This window comes from Enterovirga sp., from assembly GCF_035325185.1.
Taxonomy (GTDB): Bacteria; Pseudomonadota; Alphaproteobacteria; order Rhizobiales; family Beijerinckiaceae; genus Enterovirga.
On record NZ_DAOLAJ010000023.1, the window covers coordinates 1 to 15,446 of the forward strand.

Consider the following 15,446-nt stretch of genomic DNA (forward strand, 5'->3'; position numbering starts at 1 on the left):
CCCGCCGCGACATCCGCCATTCCCATCGGCAAGATGATCGCAGACAAGCTCCTTCAGGAGCGATGACGGGAGGAGGCGATGGAGCGGCCCCGGCAGCGCGCATTTGCCATCGCCGCTCTCGTCGCGGCGGCGGTCGCGGCGCTGTCCGCCTGCTATCTCTTGGCTTTTCGCGACGGGCTGGAACGGCTCTCGTCCGAGGGACGGAGCCGGCTGGCCATCTATGCCAGCAGCCTCAGGAACAAGATTTCCCGCTTCGACTATCTTCCCGCGGTGCTGGCCACCGACCGGGATCTGCAATCCCTGCTGCACGAGCGGGATGATCCGTCCCTGGTCGAGAAGCTCAACCGCAGGCTCGAACTCATCGGCGAGTTCTCCGCAGCGGCCCAGATCTATATCCTCGACGCCAAGGGCGTCGCCCGGGCGACGAGCAACTGGAACACGCCGGGCAGCCTCATCGGCGAGGAATATTCGTTCCGTCCCTATTTCCGCGATGCCCTCCTGCATGGCCGCGGGCGCCATTTCAGCGTCGGCGTCACGACGGGGGCGCCGGGCTATTTTCTCGCCTCGCCCCTGCGGAACGGCACGCAGGTCATCGGGGTGATCGTCGTCAAGGTCGACCTCGAGCCGCTTGAAGCGGACTGGTCCGCCTCCACCGACAGCGTCGCCCTCACCGACGAGAACGGCGTCATCTTCCTGACGAATGTGGGCAACTGGAAGTACCGCCCCCTGACGCCTCTCCCCGAAAGCGTTCTCGTGCGGCTGCGCGAGTCGCGGCAATACGGGGCCAGTTCCCTGTCCCCCGTCTCGACGGTGGACCGGCTCGGCTCCGGGGACGAGACGATCCCGCTCGACGTTCCGGGAAAGGGGATCCGCGAATTTCGCCTGGTCTCGATGCCGATCCCCGAGCTCGGCTGGACGTTGCGGTACATGGTCCCCGTCGCCCAGGCCCGCATCCGCGCCGCCTTCGTGACGACCCTCGCCGGCGTGACGCTGGTCGCCCTCCTCGCCCTGCTGGCGGCCTGGAGGCAGCGCGTCCTGCGCCTGCGCGAAGAGCGCGATCATCAGCGGATGCTCGAGTTTCGCATCGACCAGAGAACGCAGGAATTGAGGGAGAGCAATCGCCGGCTCGTCGCGGAGATGCTCGAGCGCCAGCGCGCGGCGGACGCCCTGGCGGCCGCGCAGGAGGAGGTCATCCAGGCCGGCAAGCTGTCCGCGCTCGGGCAGATGGCGGCCGCGATCTGTCACGAGATCAACCAGCCGATCTCCGCCGTCCGAACCTTCGCCAAGAGCGGGCAGCGCCTGGCCGAGCAGAAGGAGCACGGCGAGGTCGAAGCCGTCCTGCGCAACATCGAGCGCCTCGCCCAGAAGATGACCACGACCACCAGCCATCTGCGGTCCTTCGCGCGCAAAAGCGCGCCCGGCCGGCTGGAGCCCGTCAATGTGGCCGCGATCACGGCCGAGGCGCTGACGTTGCTGGCGAGCCGCATCCGCAAGGAGAATGTCCGGGTCGAGAATGTCATCGACAAGGCCGCGATCGTCGAGGCGGAGCCCGTCAGGCTCGAACAGGTCATGATCAACCTCATCACCAACGCCCTGGACGCCATGGAGACGTCGCCGCGCAGGGATCTTGTCCTTTCCTCGACCGGGACGGAGGACGGATGGACCATCGAAGTGATCGACACGGGACAAGGGATCGACGCGGAGATCGCCCGCCTCATGTTCGAGCCGTTCTTCACGACGAAGAAACCCGGCAAGGGGCTCGGCCTCGGACTGGCCTTGGCTGCCCGGATCGTGAGGGAGTTCGGAGGGCGGCTGTCGGCCCGCCGCAACAGCGACGGCGGCACCACCATGTCGATCATGCTTCCCTCGCGCCGGAAGGAATAGGCGCGATGGGCTGAAGAAGGCCGCGAGCGGCCTCGGCCTCGCCATCCGGGCCATGTCCCGGGCGCACTGGGCTACGGAAGGACGTTGCCGAGCAGCAGCAAGGTGCCGAACAGGAAGACGGCGATCGAGCCGCAGGCTTCGACGGCGCGGACGACCCGGCGCCCGCGCGGACCATCGGCGCGGGTCAGCACCGATGCGGTGTGGCGGGCGGAGACGGCGAGGCCCGCCAGCGAGGCGACCGTGATCGCGGTGCCGAGGCCCATGACGAGAGTGGCCGCGATTCCCGCGAACAGCATCTTCTGGGAGATGGAAAACACCAGGACGATCAGCGCGCCCGTGCAGGGCCGCAAAGCCGTCGAGGCAACGACGGTCCAGGCCTTTCGCCAATCGAGCGATCCGGCCGCAACGCCGGCATCGGGCATATGCGCATGGCCGCAGCCGCATCGGAGATGGAGGCGGCCGTCACGATCATCGGCCGGCGACGCACGATGCATGCTCTCGGCTTGCGCGGCGAGCACCGCCGGATCGTCCAGATCGACGGCCTGACATCTCGGCCTTGCCGAAGATGCGGATCGATCCGAAACGCGTCCCGCCTGCCATGCCGCGCCTGCCGGCACGACATCGAGCTTCGGAAACCGCGCGGGCCGCAGGACCTTGCTCCAGATCAGCCAGACACCGAGCAGCACGATCAGGATGTCGGACAGGATCTCGAATCGAAAAGTCGTGTTCGTGATCGAGACGCTGGTCATGCGCAGGACCAGCGTGGCCAGCAGGATGAGCACGATCGCGCAGACCGCCTGGGCGAGCGAAGAGAGGAAGGCGAGCGCGATGCCGTTGCGCAGCGTCTGGCGGTTGGCCAGGATATAGGAGGACACCACGGCCTTGCCATGGCCCGGCCCCGCGGCGTGGACGATGCCATAGAGGAACGACAGGCCCAGCAGCGTCCAGAGCGCTCGCCCGTCGTGGCGCATGTCGCGGACCGCGGCGGTGATATGCTGGTTGAAATAGAACTGGAGCGAGATCAGCGTGCCTGCCAGGCGCGGAAACCAGGCCGCCCCCGGAATGCCGCCATCGGGAAGGCCGGCGCCGAACGGGCTCGCCCCGCCCGCCCACGCGAAGGAGGGGCATGCCAGCGCCAAGGCCGCCCCGCGCAGGAACGTCGCCGCGGAGGGCGCGGCGATAGTCCGGGAACGTCGAGACGTCATTTGCACGTGACCCTTGTCGCATTGACGAGCTTGTTCGTGACCGCGAACAATCCGGGAGGAAGCTTGCGCTGAGTGGCGGGGATCACGGCGAGTTGGCTGGCGATCCCGGAATCGAGCGGTTCCGGGCGGTGAACGGAACTCTCGCAGCCTGCGCTGTGGCCCCCGAGCTTCACCGGCTGCTCCTTGCCGAAGGTGATCGCCGCGAAATAATCCGGGTCGTAGACGTCGATCTCGACGGCTTTGCCGCGGACATCCAGGGGTTTCACCAGCGGCAGGGTGAAATGCAGCGTCAGCTTCTCGTTCGCGAAAACGTCGTAATAGTCTTTCGGATCGCCGAAAGAGACCGAAGCGCCGGCCACCTTCAATTTCGTGAAATAGCCGTATTCGGCAAGAGACTGGAGGTTGACCTCGGCCAAGGGCTGCAAGTCGGCCCTTGTGGGGATGCCGTCACCCTTGCTGTCATAGCCTTGGATCGCGAAGGCGGAAAAGGCGTCGTCGAAATCCCAGGTATTGGCCACGGCCACCATCTGGCCTTGCGCATTGAACAGAATCTCGGCGTGCGCTTCGACCAGAATATGAGGATGGGCGCTGGCCGGGCCAGTCGAAGCCGGAAGCATCGCGGCCGCGAGGAGGCTCGCAGCGATCCCCCGGAGCACCGTCCCGGCGCGTGGGAACGTCGTGTCGGATTTCATGGAGCAGCCTCGTTCAGGGCGCCGTGGACGGCGTTCACCTGCCGCAGCATCCATTGCTGGTAGTGCAGGCCCTTGGGCAGCCGCTCCCGCAAGGCGACGGCCGGAACCCCGTCGTCGCCCGCGGCGGCGACCAGTTCCTCGACGGCGGGTCCCGCCCGATCCTTGTCGTACAGAAGGATGCCGCCGGTTTGCCGCTGGAGGGCCTTTTTCAGGCCGGCGAGCGACGACGTGGAAGGCGGCTTGCCGGCCTCGACGGTCTGGAGGTAGTCCTCGTCGCGGATCTTGAACCGCAGCCGCTCGGTGATGCCCCGGTACAGGTTGTCGGCGAGGATGACGTCGGAATTGGCATAGTCTCTCGCGACCTCGCCGATCCGGCGATCGAGGGTCTCGAATGCCGCCATGGCCTGGGCGGCGTTCGCGGCGATCCGCGGCGCCTCGCGTGGAATGCGGTGCGCCAGCTCCGCTTCCAGCCTTCGCGCCAGCTTCTCCATGGTCGGAGGGTCGTACCACGGAAATTCCGGCTCGGACCGGCCGCCCGCGGAGGGAGGAGACGCCTCGATGAGGCCCGGCGGCCCGGACGCTCGCCGGGTGGCGTCGCGCAGCCAGGCGTCCTTCCCCGCGCAGCCGCATATGACGAGGTCGAGATGCGGCAGGGGCGAAGCCGGATTCGGCCGAAGCCACACGACGGAGATCGCGGGGCCGCCGATCTGCTGGGCCAGATCCCCATAGACATGCTCGGAGACCCCGACCCGCAGCGGTTCCGCCATCGCGGCATTCGCCGCGCAGAGCGAGGCCGCAAGCATCGTGCATGCATTCCAAAGTCGTCCTGGAAATGTCATGGAATCTCTCGAGCGGAGTAGCGGGTGCCATCTACCTCAAGGGTGGCATAATTACGACAATGTATTTGGTCGATGATAGAAGGGCGTAATCCGCCGTGTCGACTTTACGGCGTCGTCGTTTCCTGTAAAATCTGATCGATTTTGTGCCGGAACACTCGGAGATAGCTTGGATCAGGTCCGGACGTGGGCGACAAGCCTTCGGCAGGGAGCCCGCCGCCGGGACGTGCTCCCGCCGCTGCCGCAATCTGCCGCACGAGCCTCTGGACGTTCGAGGCCTCGATGAAGCGGATCGATCCGATTGGGCAGGGAGACCTTCCCCGGTCCTGAAGCGCAGATTCGCATGTGGGCATGTTATAAAATAACATGCCCCGCATCGACCTCGATTGCGGCGACAGTGCGGCGCGTCTTCCGGTCACGCCCTGAGATCCGCGCGGGCAGGCTTTCGAGCATGCGATCCGAACGCCATGACGGGCACGCCGCGCGAAGCTTTTCCGCTCCGGCCGGACGACGCGATCGCGACAGGATCGGAGAGCTTTGCGCCATGACGCTGCCGATGGTCGGCGAGCACGGCTGCGCGATTGCGCACCTCGTGCGACGAGTCGATGCGGCATATTTTGGAACAAGACCAAGTTTCATGCGTCACCGCCAGGCGAGCGCCCTCCGGGCCGGCATGGCGGCGGCCAATTTCATTCGACGAGAGGAAGGATTATGCCGCACGACAAGGATCCAACCGCAATGACCCGGCGGACGTCGCTTGCGGCGGCGACCTGCGCCGCCGTGGCTGTGGGGCTGCCGGCGGCGGCCGAGGGAGAGCGCGTTTCCTCGGAGGGACAGGTCATGGAGATCGCCTTCACGGTCAACGGTCAGGCCCGAGCCCTCCGGCTCGATCCCCGGACGACGCTCCTCGACGCGCTGCGGGAGCACCTGCACCTGACAGGCACCAAGAAGGGCTGCGACCACGGCCAATGCGGCGCCTGCACGGCGATCGTCGACGGCCGCCGCATCAATACCTGCCTGACGCTCGCGGTGATGCATCCGGGGAGCCGGATCACCACGATCGAGGGGCTCGGCTCGCCGGAGGCCCTGCATCCGATGCAGGACGCCTTCGTCAGGCATGACGGCTTCCAGTGCGGCTACTGCACGCCGGGGCAGATCTGCTCGGGGGTGGCCGTCCTGGAGGAGATCAGGGCCGGCATCCCGAGCCACGTCACGGCCGATCTCAACGCTCCCGTCGAGTTCGGCGACGCGGAGATCCGCGAGCGGATGAGCGGCAACATTTGCCGCTGCGGCGCCTATTCCAACATCGTCGAGGCGATTGCCGAGGTGGCCGGGAGGCAGGGATGAAGCCTTTCACCTATGAACGCGCCGCCACCCCCGCCGAGGCCGCGAAGGCGGTTGCCGCTCGGCCGGACGCCAAGTTCATCGCCGGCGGCACCAATCTGCTCGACCTGATGAAGCTTCAGATCGAGACGCCGGCGCATCTCGTGGACGTGAACGGCCTCGATCTCGACCGGATCGAGGAGACGCCCGAGGGCGGCCTTCGGATCGGCGCGCTGGTGCGCAACACGGATCTCGCCGCGGACATGCGCGTGCGGAGGGATTACGGGGTGCTGTCGCGGGCGATCCTGGCTGGCGCCTCCGGGCAGTTGCGGAACCGCGCGACCACGGCCGGCAACCTCCTTCAGCGCACCCGCTGCCCGTATTTCTACGATCCCGGCCAGCCCTGCAACAAGCGCCGGCCCGGCTCGGGCTGCGCCGCGATCGGCGGGTTCAGCCGGCCGCTCGGGGTGATCGGCACCAGCGGCGCCTGCATCGCGACCAATCCCGGCGACATGGCCGTGGCCCTGCGGGTGCTGGACGCCGTCGTCGAGACGGTCGCGCCCGAAGGGGGCACCCGGCGGATTCCCGTCGCGGAATTCCACAAGCTGCCCGGCGAGACGCCGCAGGTCGAAAACGCGCTCGCCCCCGGCGAACTCGTCACGGCGGTCACGCTGCCCAAGCCCGCCGGCGGCAAGCAAATCTACCGCAAGGTCCGCGACCGCGCCTCCTATGCCTTCGCGCTGGTCTCGGTCGCCGCGATCATCCAGAGGGACGGCAGCGGCCGCGTGGCCTTCGGCGGCGTGGCGCCCAAGCCCTGGCGCGTGGAGGCGGCAGAGGCCGATCTGCCTCGCGGCGCCCGCCCCACGGCCGCCGCCGTATTCGCCGGCGCCAATCCGACGCGGGACAACGCGTTCAAGCTGAAGCTCGCGGAGCGCACGCTCGAGGCCGTGCTGACCGAGGCGAGGAGCTGAGCCATGAGATTCGACACCCCCGCCGGCACCAACCCGATCGACCAGCTCAAGGTCGTCGGCAAGGCGACGAGCCGGATCGAAGGCCCGCTGAAGGTTACCGGCCGCGCGCACTACGCCTATGAATGGCACGATGCGGCGCCGAACCCGGCCTATGGCGTCATCGTCGGCGCCACGATCGCCAAGGGACGCATCCGCGCGATGGACCTCGCGGCGGCTCGGGCAATGCCCGGAATCCTCGCCATCGTCACGGCGGACAGCGCCGGCAGGCTCGGCAAGGCGGCTGCCAACGCGGCGAAGCTGCTCGGCGGTCCGCAGATAGACCATTACCATCAGGCGGTGGCGCTGGTCGTGGCGGAGACCTTCGAGCAGGCGCGCGACGCGGCCGCCCGGATCGAGATCGATTACGTCGAGGAGCCGGGCCGCTTCGACCTGGCCGCCGGCAGGAGCGATGCGCCGATGGCGGGCACGGGCTATTGGGGCCCGCCGGCCACCCATGTCGGCGATTTCGACGGCGCGTTCAGGAACGCCCCGGCGCGGCTGGACGCGACCTACACGACCGCGGACGAAAGCCACGCGATGATGGAACCCCATGCATCGCTCGCGGTCTGGTCCGGCGACAAGCTGACGCTGTGGACGTCCAATCAGATGATCGCCTGGGGGACACGCGACGTGGCCCGGACCCTGGGCGTTCCGGCCGGAAACGTGCGCCTGATGTCGCCCTTCGTGGGCGGCGGGTTCGGATCGAAGCTCTTCGTGCGCGCCGATGCCATCCTGGCGGCGCTGGGGGCCCGTGCGGCGGGGCGCCCCGTCAAGGTGGCGATGCAGCGCCCGCTCGTGGCGAACAACACGACCCACCGGCCCGCCACCATCCAGCGGATCCGCATCGGCACCGCGCGGGACGGCCGGATCGTCGCGATCGGGCATGAGAGCTGGTCGGGCAATCTGCCGGGCGGCTCGCCCGAGACGACGGTGGGACAGACGCGCCTGCTCTATGCCGGGGCTCACCGGATGACCTCGATGCGGCTCGCCCATCTGGATTTGCCCGAAGGCAATGCCATGCGCGCGCCCGGCGAGGCGCCCGGCATGATGGCCCTCGAAGTCGCGATGGACGAGATGGCCGAGAAGCTTGGCCTCGATCCGATCCAGTTCCGCCTGCGCAATGACACTCAGGTCGACCCGGAAAACCCGGCGCGCCCCTTCTCGCAGCGCGCCCTCGCGGAGTGCTTCAGGATCGGCGCCGAGCGTTTCGGCTGGAGCCGGCGCGACCCCAAGCCGGGCCGAGTGCGGGACGGCCGCTGGCTGGTCGGCATCGGGGTCGCATCGGCATTTCGGAACAATCTGGTCAGCCCCTCCGGCGCCCGGGTTCGGCTGGATCGGGACGGCGTCGTCACCGTCGAAACCGACATGACCGATATCGGCACCGGCTCCTACACCATCATCGCGCAGACGGCCGCCGAGATGATGGGCGTTCCGCTGCAACGGGTGACGGTCCGGCTCGGCGATTCCTCGTTCCCCGTCTCGTCGGGATCGGGAGGCCAATGGGGCGCCAACAGCTCGACTTCCGGAGTCTACGCGGCCTGCGTGAAGCTGCGGGACCGCGTCGCGCGGCGGCTGGGCTTCAATTCGGCCGATGCGGTGTTCGCGGAGGGCGAGGTCCGGTCGGGCAACCGATCGGCGCCGCTGGCGTCGGCGGCATCCGAAGGCGAGCTGGTCGCCGAGGATCGGATCGAATACGGCGACCTCGCCCAGAGCCGCCAGTCATCGACCTTCGGCGCCCATTTCGTGGAGGTCGGCGTCGACATGCATACCGCCGAGACGCGCGTGCGGCGCATGCTGGCGGTGTGCGCGGCCGGCCGGATCATCAATCCCAAATCGGCGCGCAGTCAGGTGATCGGGGCGATGACCATGGGCGTCGGCGCGGCGCTGATGGAGGAGCTGGCCGTCGACACGCGGCGCGGCTTCTTCGTCAATCACGACCTCGCCGGCTACGAGGTGCCGGTCCATGCCGATATCCCGCACCAGGAGGTGATCTTCCTGGACGAGGCCGATCCCTATTCCTCGCCGATGAAGGCCAAGGGGGTCGGCGAACTCGGGCTGTGCGGAGTCGGTGCCGCTGTTGCCAACGCGGTCTACAATGCCACCGGCATCCGCGTGCGCGACTACCCGATCACGCTCGACAAGCTGCTCGACCGGCTCCCGGAACAGGTCTGAGGGTTTAGAGAGTCCGAGGAAGCGCAGCATGCTCCAAGGTCGCCCCGAGGATGGGGCCGTGCATCGCATGCGGCAGGCCGCGCAGCCCGAAGCGCTTCCGCGTCATGGGGGCGGGCGGAATCGACGATGCGATCCGGTGGCTCGGGAGCCGGAAATAGGGGAAGAAGAGGCCCCGCCATCCGGCGCCGGAACGTGAAGCGATGTCCCCGAGCCCCGATGCGGAAGCGGTCGCGACGGCCGTGCGCGACTTCTACGAGCGCCATCCCTATCCGCGGCCCGTGGAGGAGTTGCGGCCCGACGCGGAGAGCGAGGCCGAGAGGCTGGAGGAATATCATCTTCTCTGGCCGTCCCGCGCCTTTCGGGAAGAGCGCTCCATCCTGGTCGCGGGCTGCGGGACGGCCCAGGCGGCGAGGCACGCGCTGCGCTGGCCGAGGGCGCGCGTCGTCGGAATCGACGTCAGCGAGGCGAGCATCGCCCATGCGCGGGCCCTCAAGGAGAAGCACGGGCTCGCGAACCTGGAGCTGAGACGCCTTCCCGTCGAGGAGGCGGGGCGGCTCGGCGAGACTTTCGACCAGATCGTCTGCACCGGCGTGCTGCACCATCTGCCCGATCCCGATGCCGGCCTTCGCGCCTTGCGCGAGGCGCTCGCGCCGCAGGGCCGGATGCTCCTGATGGTCTATGCGCCCTACGGACGTGCGGGCATCTACCTGCTTCAGGAATACGGCAGGCTCATCGGGATCGAGGCGACGACCGCCGGCATCCGGGACCTGGCCTCGGCCCTGAGGCTGCTGCCCGCCGGGCATCCGCTTTGGCCGCTCCTCAGGAACTCGCCGGATTTTCGCTACGATGCGGGCCTCGCGGATGCGCTGCTGCACCCGCGGGACCGTCCGTATTCCGTGCCGCAATTCCTCGCCTTCGCGGCGCGGAACCGCCTGCTTTTCAGCCGATGGAGACGGCAGGCGCCCTATCTGCCCCATTGCGGCGCCCCGCGCGGCACGCCGCATTATGCCCGGCTCGCGCAACTCGGCCCGGAGACGCAATATGCGGCCATGGAGCTGTATCGCGGCACGATGCTCCGGCACAGCGCGGTCCTCTGCCGGGACGACGATCACTCGGGTGGGCGGAAGATTGATTTCGCGGGCGACGATTGGCTCGACGCCGTCCCCTTACGGGTCGTGGATTCGGTCTGCATCGAGGAGAAATTGCCGCCGGGAAAGGCGGGCGTGCTGCTGAACCGCAGCCATACGGATACGGATATCTACCTGCCGATCGATGCCGGGCAGAAGCGCTTCGTCGAGGCGATCGACGGGCGGCGGACGGCGCGGAGCCTCGCCGTCCATCTCCGGCCGCAGAGTTCGATCCGGGATTTCGTCGAGCAGCTCTGGCGCCACGACCAGATCCTCCTGAGGATGAAGGAAGCGGATCCGGTCTCCCGGGCGCAACCCGGCTGAGCCGCAAACTGCCGAACGTCTATGCGGCCGGGGCGCATTGTGAGAGCTTGGCCAGCCTGGACATGCCGATGCCGGAGACCTCCTTGTGACCCAGCCGCCGGTTCCCGATTTCATCGAAGGCTATGGACCCGTGAAGCATTTCACGGGCGCTTTCGCCCATATCGGCCTCGCGACGCGTGCGGCGGTCAAGGTGTGCAGCGCCCGGCCCGGAATCGGCAAGGTCCTGCCGAGCATCCGCGCGGCGATCCGGGCATGCGGGCTCAGGGACGGCGCGACGATCTCCTTCCATCATCACCTCAGGAACGGCGACGACGTCCTGCGGGCCGTCATGGCCGAGATCGCCTCGCTCGGGCTTCGCGACATCCGGGTCGCGGCCAGCTCGGTCTTCCCCGTCCACGCGCCGCTGGCGGGCCATATCGAGAGCGGCGTCGTGACGGGCCTCGCCACCGCCTATCTGTCCGGCCCGGTCGCCGAGGCCGTCGCGCGGGGATTCTTGCAAAGGCCCCTCGTCATGCAGACCCATGGCGGCCGCGCCCGGGCCATCGAGGCGGGCGACATTCATATCGACGTCGCCTTCGTCGCGGCGCCGACAGCGGACATCTACGGGAACCTCAACGGCGTCGGCGGGAAATCAGCCTGCGGGACGCTCGGCTATCCCATGGTGGACGTGAAATACGCCGACCGCGTCGTCGCGATCACGGATTGCCTCGTTCCCTATCCGGCCTGCCCGATCGACATCACCCAGGACGATGTCGATTTCGTCGTCGAGGTGCCCTCGATCGGCGATCCGCGCCAGATCGTCTCCGGGACGACCCGCGTCACCGACAAGCCGGAAGGGCTGAAGATCGCCGCGACCGCGGCGGATGTCGTGGAGGCGTCGGGGCTCCTCGTGGACGGCTTCTCGTTCCAGACCGGCGCCGGCGGGGTGTCGCTGGCGGTCGCGGCCTGCCTCAGGGAGCGCATGGCGGCGAAGAGGATCACCGGCAGCTTCGCGGCGGGGGGCATCACCGGAACCCTGGTCGAGATGTTCGAGGCCGGCCTGTTCCGCTCCCTTTTCAACGTCCAGTGCTTCGACCTGAAGGCCGTCGAATCCTACCGGCGCGACGCCGCGCACCAGGCCATGTCGGCCTCAATGTACGCCAACCCGCACAACCGGGGCGCAGTCGTCAATCTTCTCGACGTCATGATCCTCGGCGCCGCGGAGGTCGATCTCGACTTCAACGTGAACGTGACGCTCGGCTCCAGCGGCGTCATCATCGGCGGGTCCGGCGGCCATAGTGACACGGCGGCCGGAGCGAAGCTCGCGCTCGTGACGACGCAGCTCGCGGCGCGCCACCATCCCAAGATCGTCGATTGCGTGGCCTCGGTCACGACGCCCGGAGAGACCATCGACGCGGTCGTGACCGAAGAGGGCGTGGCGGTGAATCCCCGCCGCGCCGACCTGCGGGACCGCCTCGCGTCGGCGGGCTTGCCGCTCTGCACGATCGAGGAATTGAGGAGCAAGTCGCAGCGGCGGGCCGGAGGCGATCCGTCTCCGCCGCGAGCCGGCGGGGGGCGGATCGTCGCCGTGGTCGAATACCGCGACGGCACGGTCATCGACGTCGTGCGCGCCTCCGCCTGATCCCGCTTCGGGCCATGACGATCGTAGGGCTATCGCATCTGGCGGAAACCGCCAGATGCGATAGCCCTGATGACGACCGGGAGAGAGAACGGGCCGGGCTGATCTATCTGATTTCGCCCGATCACCGCCGCTCGGGCGGCAGATAGCAGCCTTCGATCTCGAAGAGGTGGCGCGCCGCTTCGGTGAGGGCGTGATCCGGGCCCGGCTGCCTCAGATAGGTCGCGAGATCGCGCGTGACGCGTTCGAGCGGATGGTTCTCGATCATCGAAGCGAGGCCGACCGAGCGCTGGGCAAGCTCGATCGCGTCGAGTCCTGCGCGCTCTACCGCCGCGCGGGCGAGGTTGACATAGGCGATGGTCGAGCGGGCATCGGCCGATCCCGTTCCGTTGGCGAGGGAGCAGGCATGGCCGACGAAGGCGCGTGCGGTTTCGACCGCGATGGCCGACTGGCCCAGCCGGACCAGCTGATGCGGATCCTCATGACGGCTCAGCCGGACGAGATGAGCCTTGTGCGCCAGATGAACCGCCTCGATCCCTCCCAGATGCACGGCCAGGAAGCGCCAGGCGCCGGCGGAAAAGAACGGCTGCTCGACGTAATCGTCGGGCTTTCCGACCCGGATCGCCCGATCGAGCGGGTAGCCGTCGAACGAGACCTGTCCTGTGGCGCTCGCCCGCATGCCCCTGGCGCGCCAGCCGCTCAGATCCGCCCTCTCGCCCTCTTCGAGGGGCGTGATCAGCATCTGGCCTCGTCCCTTCGCCGAGGCCGTCACCAGGGGCCGCGTGACGAAGCCCGCGCCCGAGGCGTAGATCTTCCGTCCCCGCAGAACCCCGGACCCGGAATCGATTTCGACGCCTCCCGGAGAGGGTTCGGTATTCCAGACGCCGAAGAGGTGTCCCTCCCTCGTATCCGCCGCGACGCGCCCGCGCGTCTCCTCGTCGCCGAAGCGGAACGCGAGGAGATGGGCGTTCACATGGCCCTCGTAGAGACGCCCCAGGATCTGGTCGCAGCGTCCGATGCGGACGAGGAGGCGTTTCAGAAGATCCGATCTGCGGGGTTCTCCGAGCCCGAGGCCGCCTGCGGCCTCGGGAAGGGTGGCGCTGAGAATTCCCGCCGCGCGAAGCCTGTCGATCGCGGCGGACGGAAAAGACCCGTGGAGGTCTGGAACCTCGTCCGCGAGGCCGCCCAGGCTCTGCTCGAGGCTGCCGAAGAAGCGCTCGAACTCCTTCCGGCCGGCGACCGCGTCGGTCGAATGGTCACCCGCACGCGGCATCGGTTCCGATTCCATCGGTCCCGTGGACGCAATCGGCATATTTTCTCCGCTCCTTCCCGCGCGGGTTGTCGCCGCCGCGGCAGTGGCAATCACGCCATGCGCTTCAGGACGCCGTCCTTCAGAAGCGCATGATGGACGAAACCCATGACGATGTGACCGGCAATGAGCGCCATGAGGCTGAAGCCGAGCCAGTAATGGAGCAGGTTGGCGGGCGCCATCAGCCACTCGATCTTCTCGGGACGGGGGGACATGAGCGTGATGCCGAAGGGTGAAAATCCCTTTCCCGAGCCATATTGGCGCAGCAGCGCGAGGCCCGGCACGAAAATCATCAGCGCATAGAGCGCCGCATGTCCGGCGGCCGCGGCCCGCCCGAGCGGACCTTCATGCCCCGGGCGCCGCTTCAGGTTCATCAGCCCCCAGCTCCCGCGGAGCAGCACGAGGACGAAAAGGACAAAGCCCATCGTGAAATGGCTTCCCCCGACGAAACGGGTGAGCGGGGTATCGCCGAGGCTCACGTAGAGAAGGGCGCCTGCGAATTGCCACGCAAAAAGCACCGCCATGAGCCAGTGGAATCCGCGGCTGATGCGTCCGTAGCGGGTCGGTGTATCGAGCCAGTGGGTCATGTTGCTTGGCCGTCCGCTCCCTGGTGGTTCGAACGGGACGTTAATGCATTGCCGGCCCGGGCGCGACGGTCCGGCGCGGCCGGGCCTTCACGGCGGGTCGGCCTCGGATATGCGTCCCGTCCTCGCCCAGGCGAGTGCGGCGACGGCGAGCAGGAGCGGCAGGAACGAGATCCAGAGCACTGCGTCCCAGCCGTAGCGGGCCAGCAGGCCGCCTGAGGAGAAGGAGCCGAGCGCCATGGTCCCGAAGACCAGGAAATCGTTGAGCGACTGCACGCGCGTGCGCTCCTCGGGGCGGTGGCATTCCAGGACGAGGGCGGAGGCGCCCACGAAGCCGAAATTCCAGCCGAGGCCGAGCAGGGTCAGGGTCAGCCAGAAATGCGCGACGTCGATGCCGGTGAGGCCCACGGCCGCGGAAGCGGCGGTCAGGGCCAGGCCGCTCGCCACCACGCGCGGCGCGCCGAACCGCGTGATCAGCCGGCCCGTGAAGAAGCTCGGCGCGTACATGGCGATGACGTGCCATTGGAGGCCGAGATTGGCATCCTCCTGCGACAGGCCGCACAGGTGCATGGCGAGGGGCGCCGCCGTCATCAGGAAGTTCATCAGCAGGTAGGAGACGACGCCGCAGATCACCGCCGTGACGAAGCGGGGCTGGCGGGCGATGATCGAAAGGGGACGCCCGCCCGCCAGTTCATGGGCGGTCGGCTTCGGCAGCCGGACGCCGAGCAGGACCAGGGCCGAGACGGCAGCCACGGCGGCCTGCGCCAGGAAGGTGGCCGCGAAGAGGTAGGGCGGCGAGAGGTTCATCGTGTGCGTGACGAGCTGCGGGCCGAGCACGCCGGCGAAGACGCCTCCGGCCATGACGGCGGAGAGCGCGCGGGGGCGCCGCTCCGGCGGGACGCAATCGGCGGCGGCGAAGCGGAAGGACAGGACCACCGCGGCATAGGCCCCGCCGAAGAAGGCGCCGAGGCAAAACAGCCAGAACGAGCCGATGAAAACGGCCAGGGCGGAGAAGAGGCCGACGATCACGCCGCAGGCGGTCCCCGCGAGGAACGCGGCCCGGCGGCCGTGGCGCCGGGCGATGGCCCCGGCCGGCAGCGTGCAGGCGGCCATGCCCACCACGAAGACGGAGAGGGGCAGCGTCGCGAGGACCGGGCTCGGCGCCAGCATGCTGCCGATGATCGCCCCGGTCGCATAGGCGACCACGGAATTGGCGCCCGCGAGCGCCTGGGCCACGGCGAGCCTGACGACGTTTGCGGTCCCCGCGCGGTCCGGGGCCTCCGGCCCGGTGGCGGCTGCAAGCTGCGACATGGTCTGCCTCTGGAGCGTGACGACGCTTCGTCGAATCGTCGTCACGCTCTA

At 68.3% G+C, this 15,446-nt stretch carries 12 protein-coding genes; 6 read left to right on the top strand and 6 right to left on the bottom strand.

Features of this window, described 5'->3' with window-relative positions; translation table 11 throughout:
• Positions 1-78 precede the first annotated feature (78 nt).
• The gene (locus PKD06_RS06755) at positions 79-1,884 is read left to right on the top strand and encodes an ATP-binding protein (protein ID WP_324378876.1); all 1,806 of its coding nucleotides are present in this window, start codon (positions 79-81) and stop codon (positions 1,882-1,884) included.
• 71 nt (positions 1,885-1,955) lie between these two features.
• On the opposite strand, the gene PKD06_RS06760 is transcribed toward PKD06_RS06755, so the two are convergent.
• The 3 genes from PKD06_RS06760 to PKD06_RS06770 form a co-directional block, all read right to left on the bottom strand.
• Positions 1,956-3,089, bottom strand: coding sequence for a nickel/cobalt transporter (locus PKD06_RS06760; RefSeq protein WP_324378879.1), 1,134 nt, complete (start codon positions 3,087-3,089; stop codon positions 1,956-1,958).
• Positions 3,086-3,706, bottom strand: a complete 621-nt coding sequence (locus tag PKD06_RS06765; protein WP_324378881.1) for a DUF1007 family protein — start codon at positions 3,704-3,706, stop codon at positions 3,086-3,088. Before PKD06_RS06765 ends, PKD06_RS06760 begins: the two co-directional genes overlap by 4 nt.
• Positions 3,707-3,777: 71 nt before the next feature.
• Positions 3,778-4,584, bottom strand: a complete 807-nt coding sequence (locus PKD06_RS06770; protein WP_324378883.1) for a zinc ABC transporter substrate-binding protein — start codon at positions 4,582-4,584, stop codon at positions 3,778-3,780.
• A 771-nt stretch (positions 4,585-5,355) separates the two neighbouring features.
• Here PKD06_RS06770 and paoA point away from each other — a divergent pair.
• The 5 genes from paoA (at position 5,356) to citF (ending at position 12,194) form a co-directional block, all read left to right on the top strand.
• A complete protein-coding gene (gene paoA, locus PKD06_RS06775; protein ID WP_324378885.1) occupies positions 5,356-5,964 on the top strand; it encodes an aldehyde dehydrogenase iron-sulfur subunit PaoA in 609 nt (202 codons plus the stop codon).
• Positions 5,961-6,911: a xanthine dehydrogenase family protein subunit M gene (locus tag PKD06_RS06780; RefSeq protein ID WP_324378887.1), complete on the top strand. Its 951-nt coding sequence runs from the start codon at positions 5,961-5,963 to the stop codon at positions 6,909-6,911. The genes paoA and PKD06_RS06780 overlap by 4 nt, the downstream gene beginning before the upstream one ends.
• Before the next feature lie 3 nt (positions 6,912-6,914).
• On the top strand, positions 6,915-9,122 hold the full coding sequence (gene paoC, locus PKD06_RS06785) for an aldehyde oxidoreductase molybdenum-binding subunit PaoC (RefSeq protein ID WP_324378889.1): 2,208 nt from the start codon (positions 6,915-6,917) through the stop codon (positions 9,120-9,122).
• 200 nt (positions 9,123-9,322) lie between these two features.
• The gene (locus tag PKD06_RS06790; protein WP_324378891.1) at positions 9,323-10,573 is read left to right on the top strand and encodes a class I SAM-dependent methyltransferase; all 1,251 of its coding nucleotides are present in this window, start codon (positions 9,323-9,325) and stop codon (positions 10,571-10,573) included.
• 85 nt (positions 10,574-10,658) lie between these two features.
• Positions 10,659-12,194: a citrate lyase subunit alpha gene (citF, locus tag PKD06_RS06795; RefSeq protein WP_324378893.1), complete on the top strand. Its 1,536-nt coding sequence runs from the start codon at positions 10,659-10,661 to the stop codon at positions 12,192-12,194.
• A 121-nt stretch (positions 12,195-12,315) separates the two neighbouring features.
• Here citF and PKD06_RS06800 read toward each other — a convergent pair whose 3' ends face one another.
• The 3 genes from PKD06_RS06800 to PKD06_RS06810 all read right to left on the bottom strand — a co-directional run bounded on the left by PKD06_RS06800 (position 12,316) and on the right by PKD06_RS06810 (position 15,395).
• Complete coding sequence (locus tag PKD06_RS06800) at positions 12,316-13,464, bottom strand: acyl-CoA dehydrogenase family protein (protein WP_324378895.1); 1,149 nt, start codon at positions 13,462-13,464, stop codon at positions 12,316-12,318.
• An 89-nt stretch (positions 13,465-13,553) separates the two neighbouring features.
• Entirely contained in the window at positions 13,554-14,087 is a 534-nt protein-coding gene (locus PKD06_RS06805; RefSeq protein WP_324378897.1) for a cytochrome b, read from the bottom strand.
• A gap of 87 nt (positions 14,088-14,174) precedes the next feature.
• Positions 14,175-15,395 carry an MFS transporter gene (locus PKD06_RS06810; RefSeq protein ID WP_324378955.1) on the bottom strand — a complete coding sequence of 407 codons (1,221 nt, stop codon included), beginning with the start codon at positions 15,393-15,395 and terminating at the stop codon, positions 14,175-14,177.
• Positions 15,396-15,446: the final 51 nt, after the last annotated feature.

What these genes read in the sequence shown, in the direction of transcription:
- PKD06_RS06770 (WP_324378883.1), bottom strand. Translation starts at nt 4,584, where the DNA reads ATGCTTGCGGCCTCGCTCTGCGCGGCGAATGCCGCGATGGCGGAACCG.
- paoC (WP_324378889.1), top strand. Translation starts at nt 6,915, where the DNA reads ATGAGATTCGACACCCCCGCCGGCACCAACCCGATCGACCAGCTCAAG.
- paoA (WP_324378885.1), top strand. Translation starts at nt 5,356, where the DNA reads ATGACCCGGCGGACGTCGCTTGCGGCGGCGACCTGCGCCGCCGTGGCT.
- PKD06_RS06760 (WP_324378879.1), bottom strand. Translation starts at nt 3,089, where the DNA reads ATGACGTCTCGACGTTCCCGGACTATCGCCGCGCCCTCCGCGGCGACG.
- PKD06_RS06790 (WP_324378891.1), top strand. Translation starts at nt 9,323, where the DNA reads ATGTCCCCGAGCCCCGATGCGGAAGCGGTCGCGACGGCCGTGCGCGAC.
- PKD06_RS06755 (WP_324378876.1), top strand. Translation starts at nt 79, where the DNA reads ATGGAGCGGCCCCGGCAGCGCGCATTTGCCATCGCCGCTCTCGTCGCG.
- PKD06_RS06765 (WP_324378881.1), bottom strand. Translation starts at nt 3,706, where the DNA reads ATGCTTCCGGCTTCGACTGGCCCGGCCAGCGCCCATCCTCATATTCTG.
- PKD06_RS06800 (WP_324378895.1), bottom strand. Translation starts at nt 13,464, where the DNA reads ATGCCGCGTGCGGGTGACCATTCGACCGACGCGGTCGCCGGCCGGAAG.
- PKD06_RS06810 (WP_324378955.1), bottom strand. Translation starts at nt 15,395, where the DNA reads ATGTCGCAGCTTGCAGCCGCCACCGGGCCGGAGGCCCCGGACCGCGCG.
- PKD06_RS06780 (WP_324378887.1), top strand. Translation starts at nt 5,961, where the DNA reads ATGAAGCCTTTCACCTATGAACGCGCCGCCACCCCCGCCGAGGCCGCG.
- PKD06_RS06805 (WP_324378897.1), bottom strand. Translation starts at nt 14,087, where the DNA reads ATGACCCACTGGCTCGATACACCGACCCGCTACGGACGCATCAGCCGC.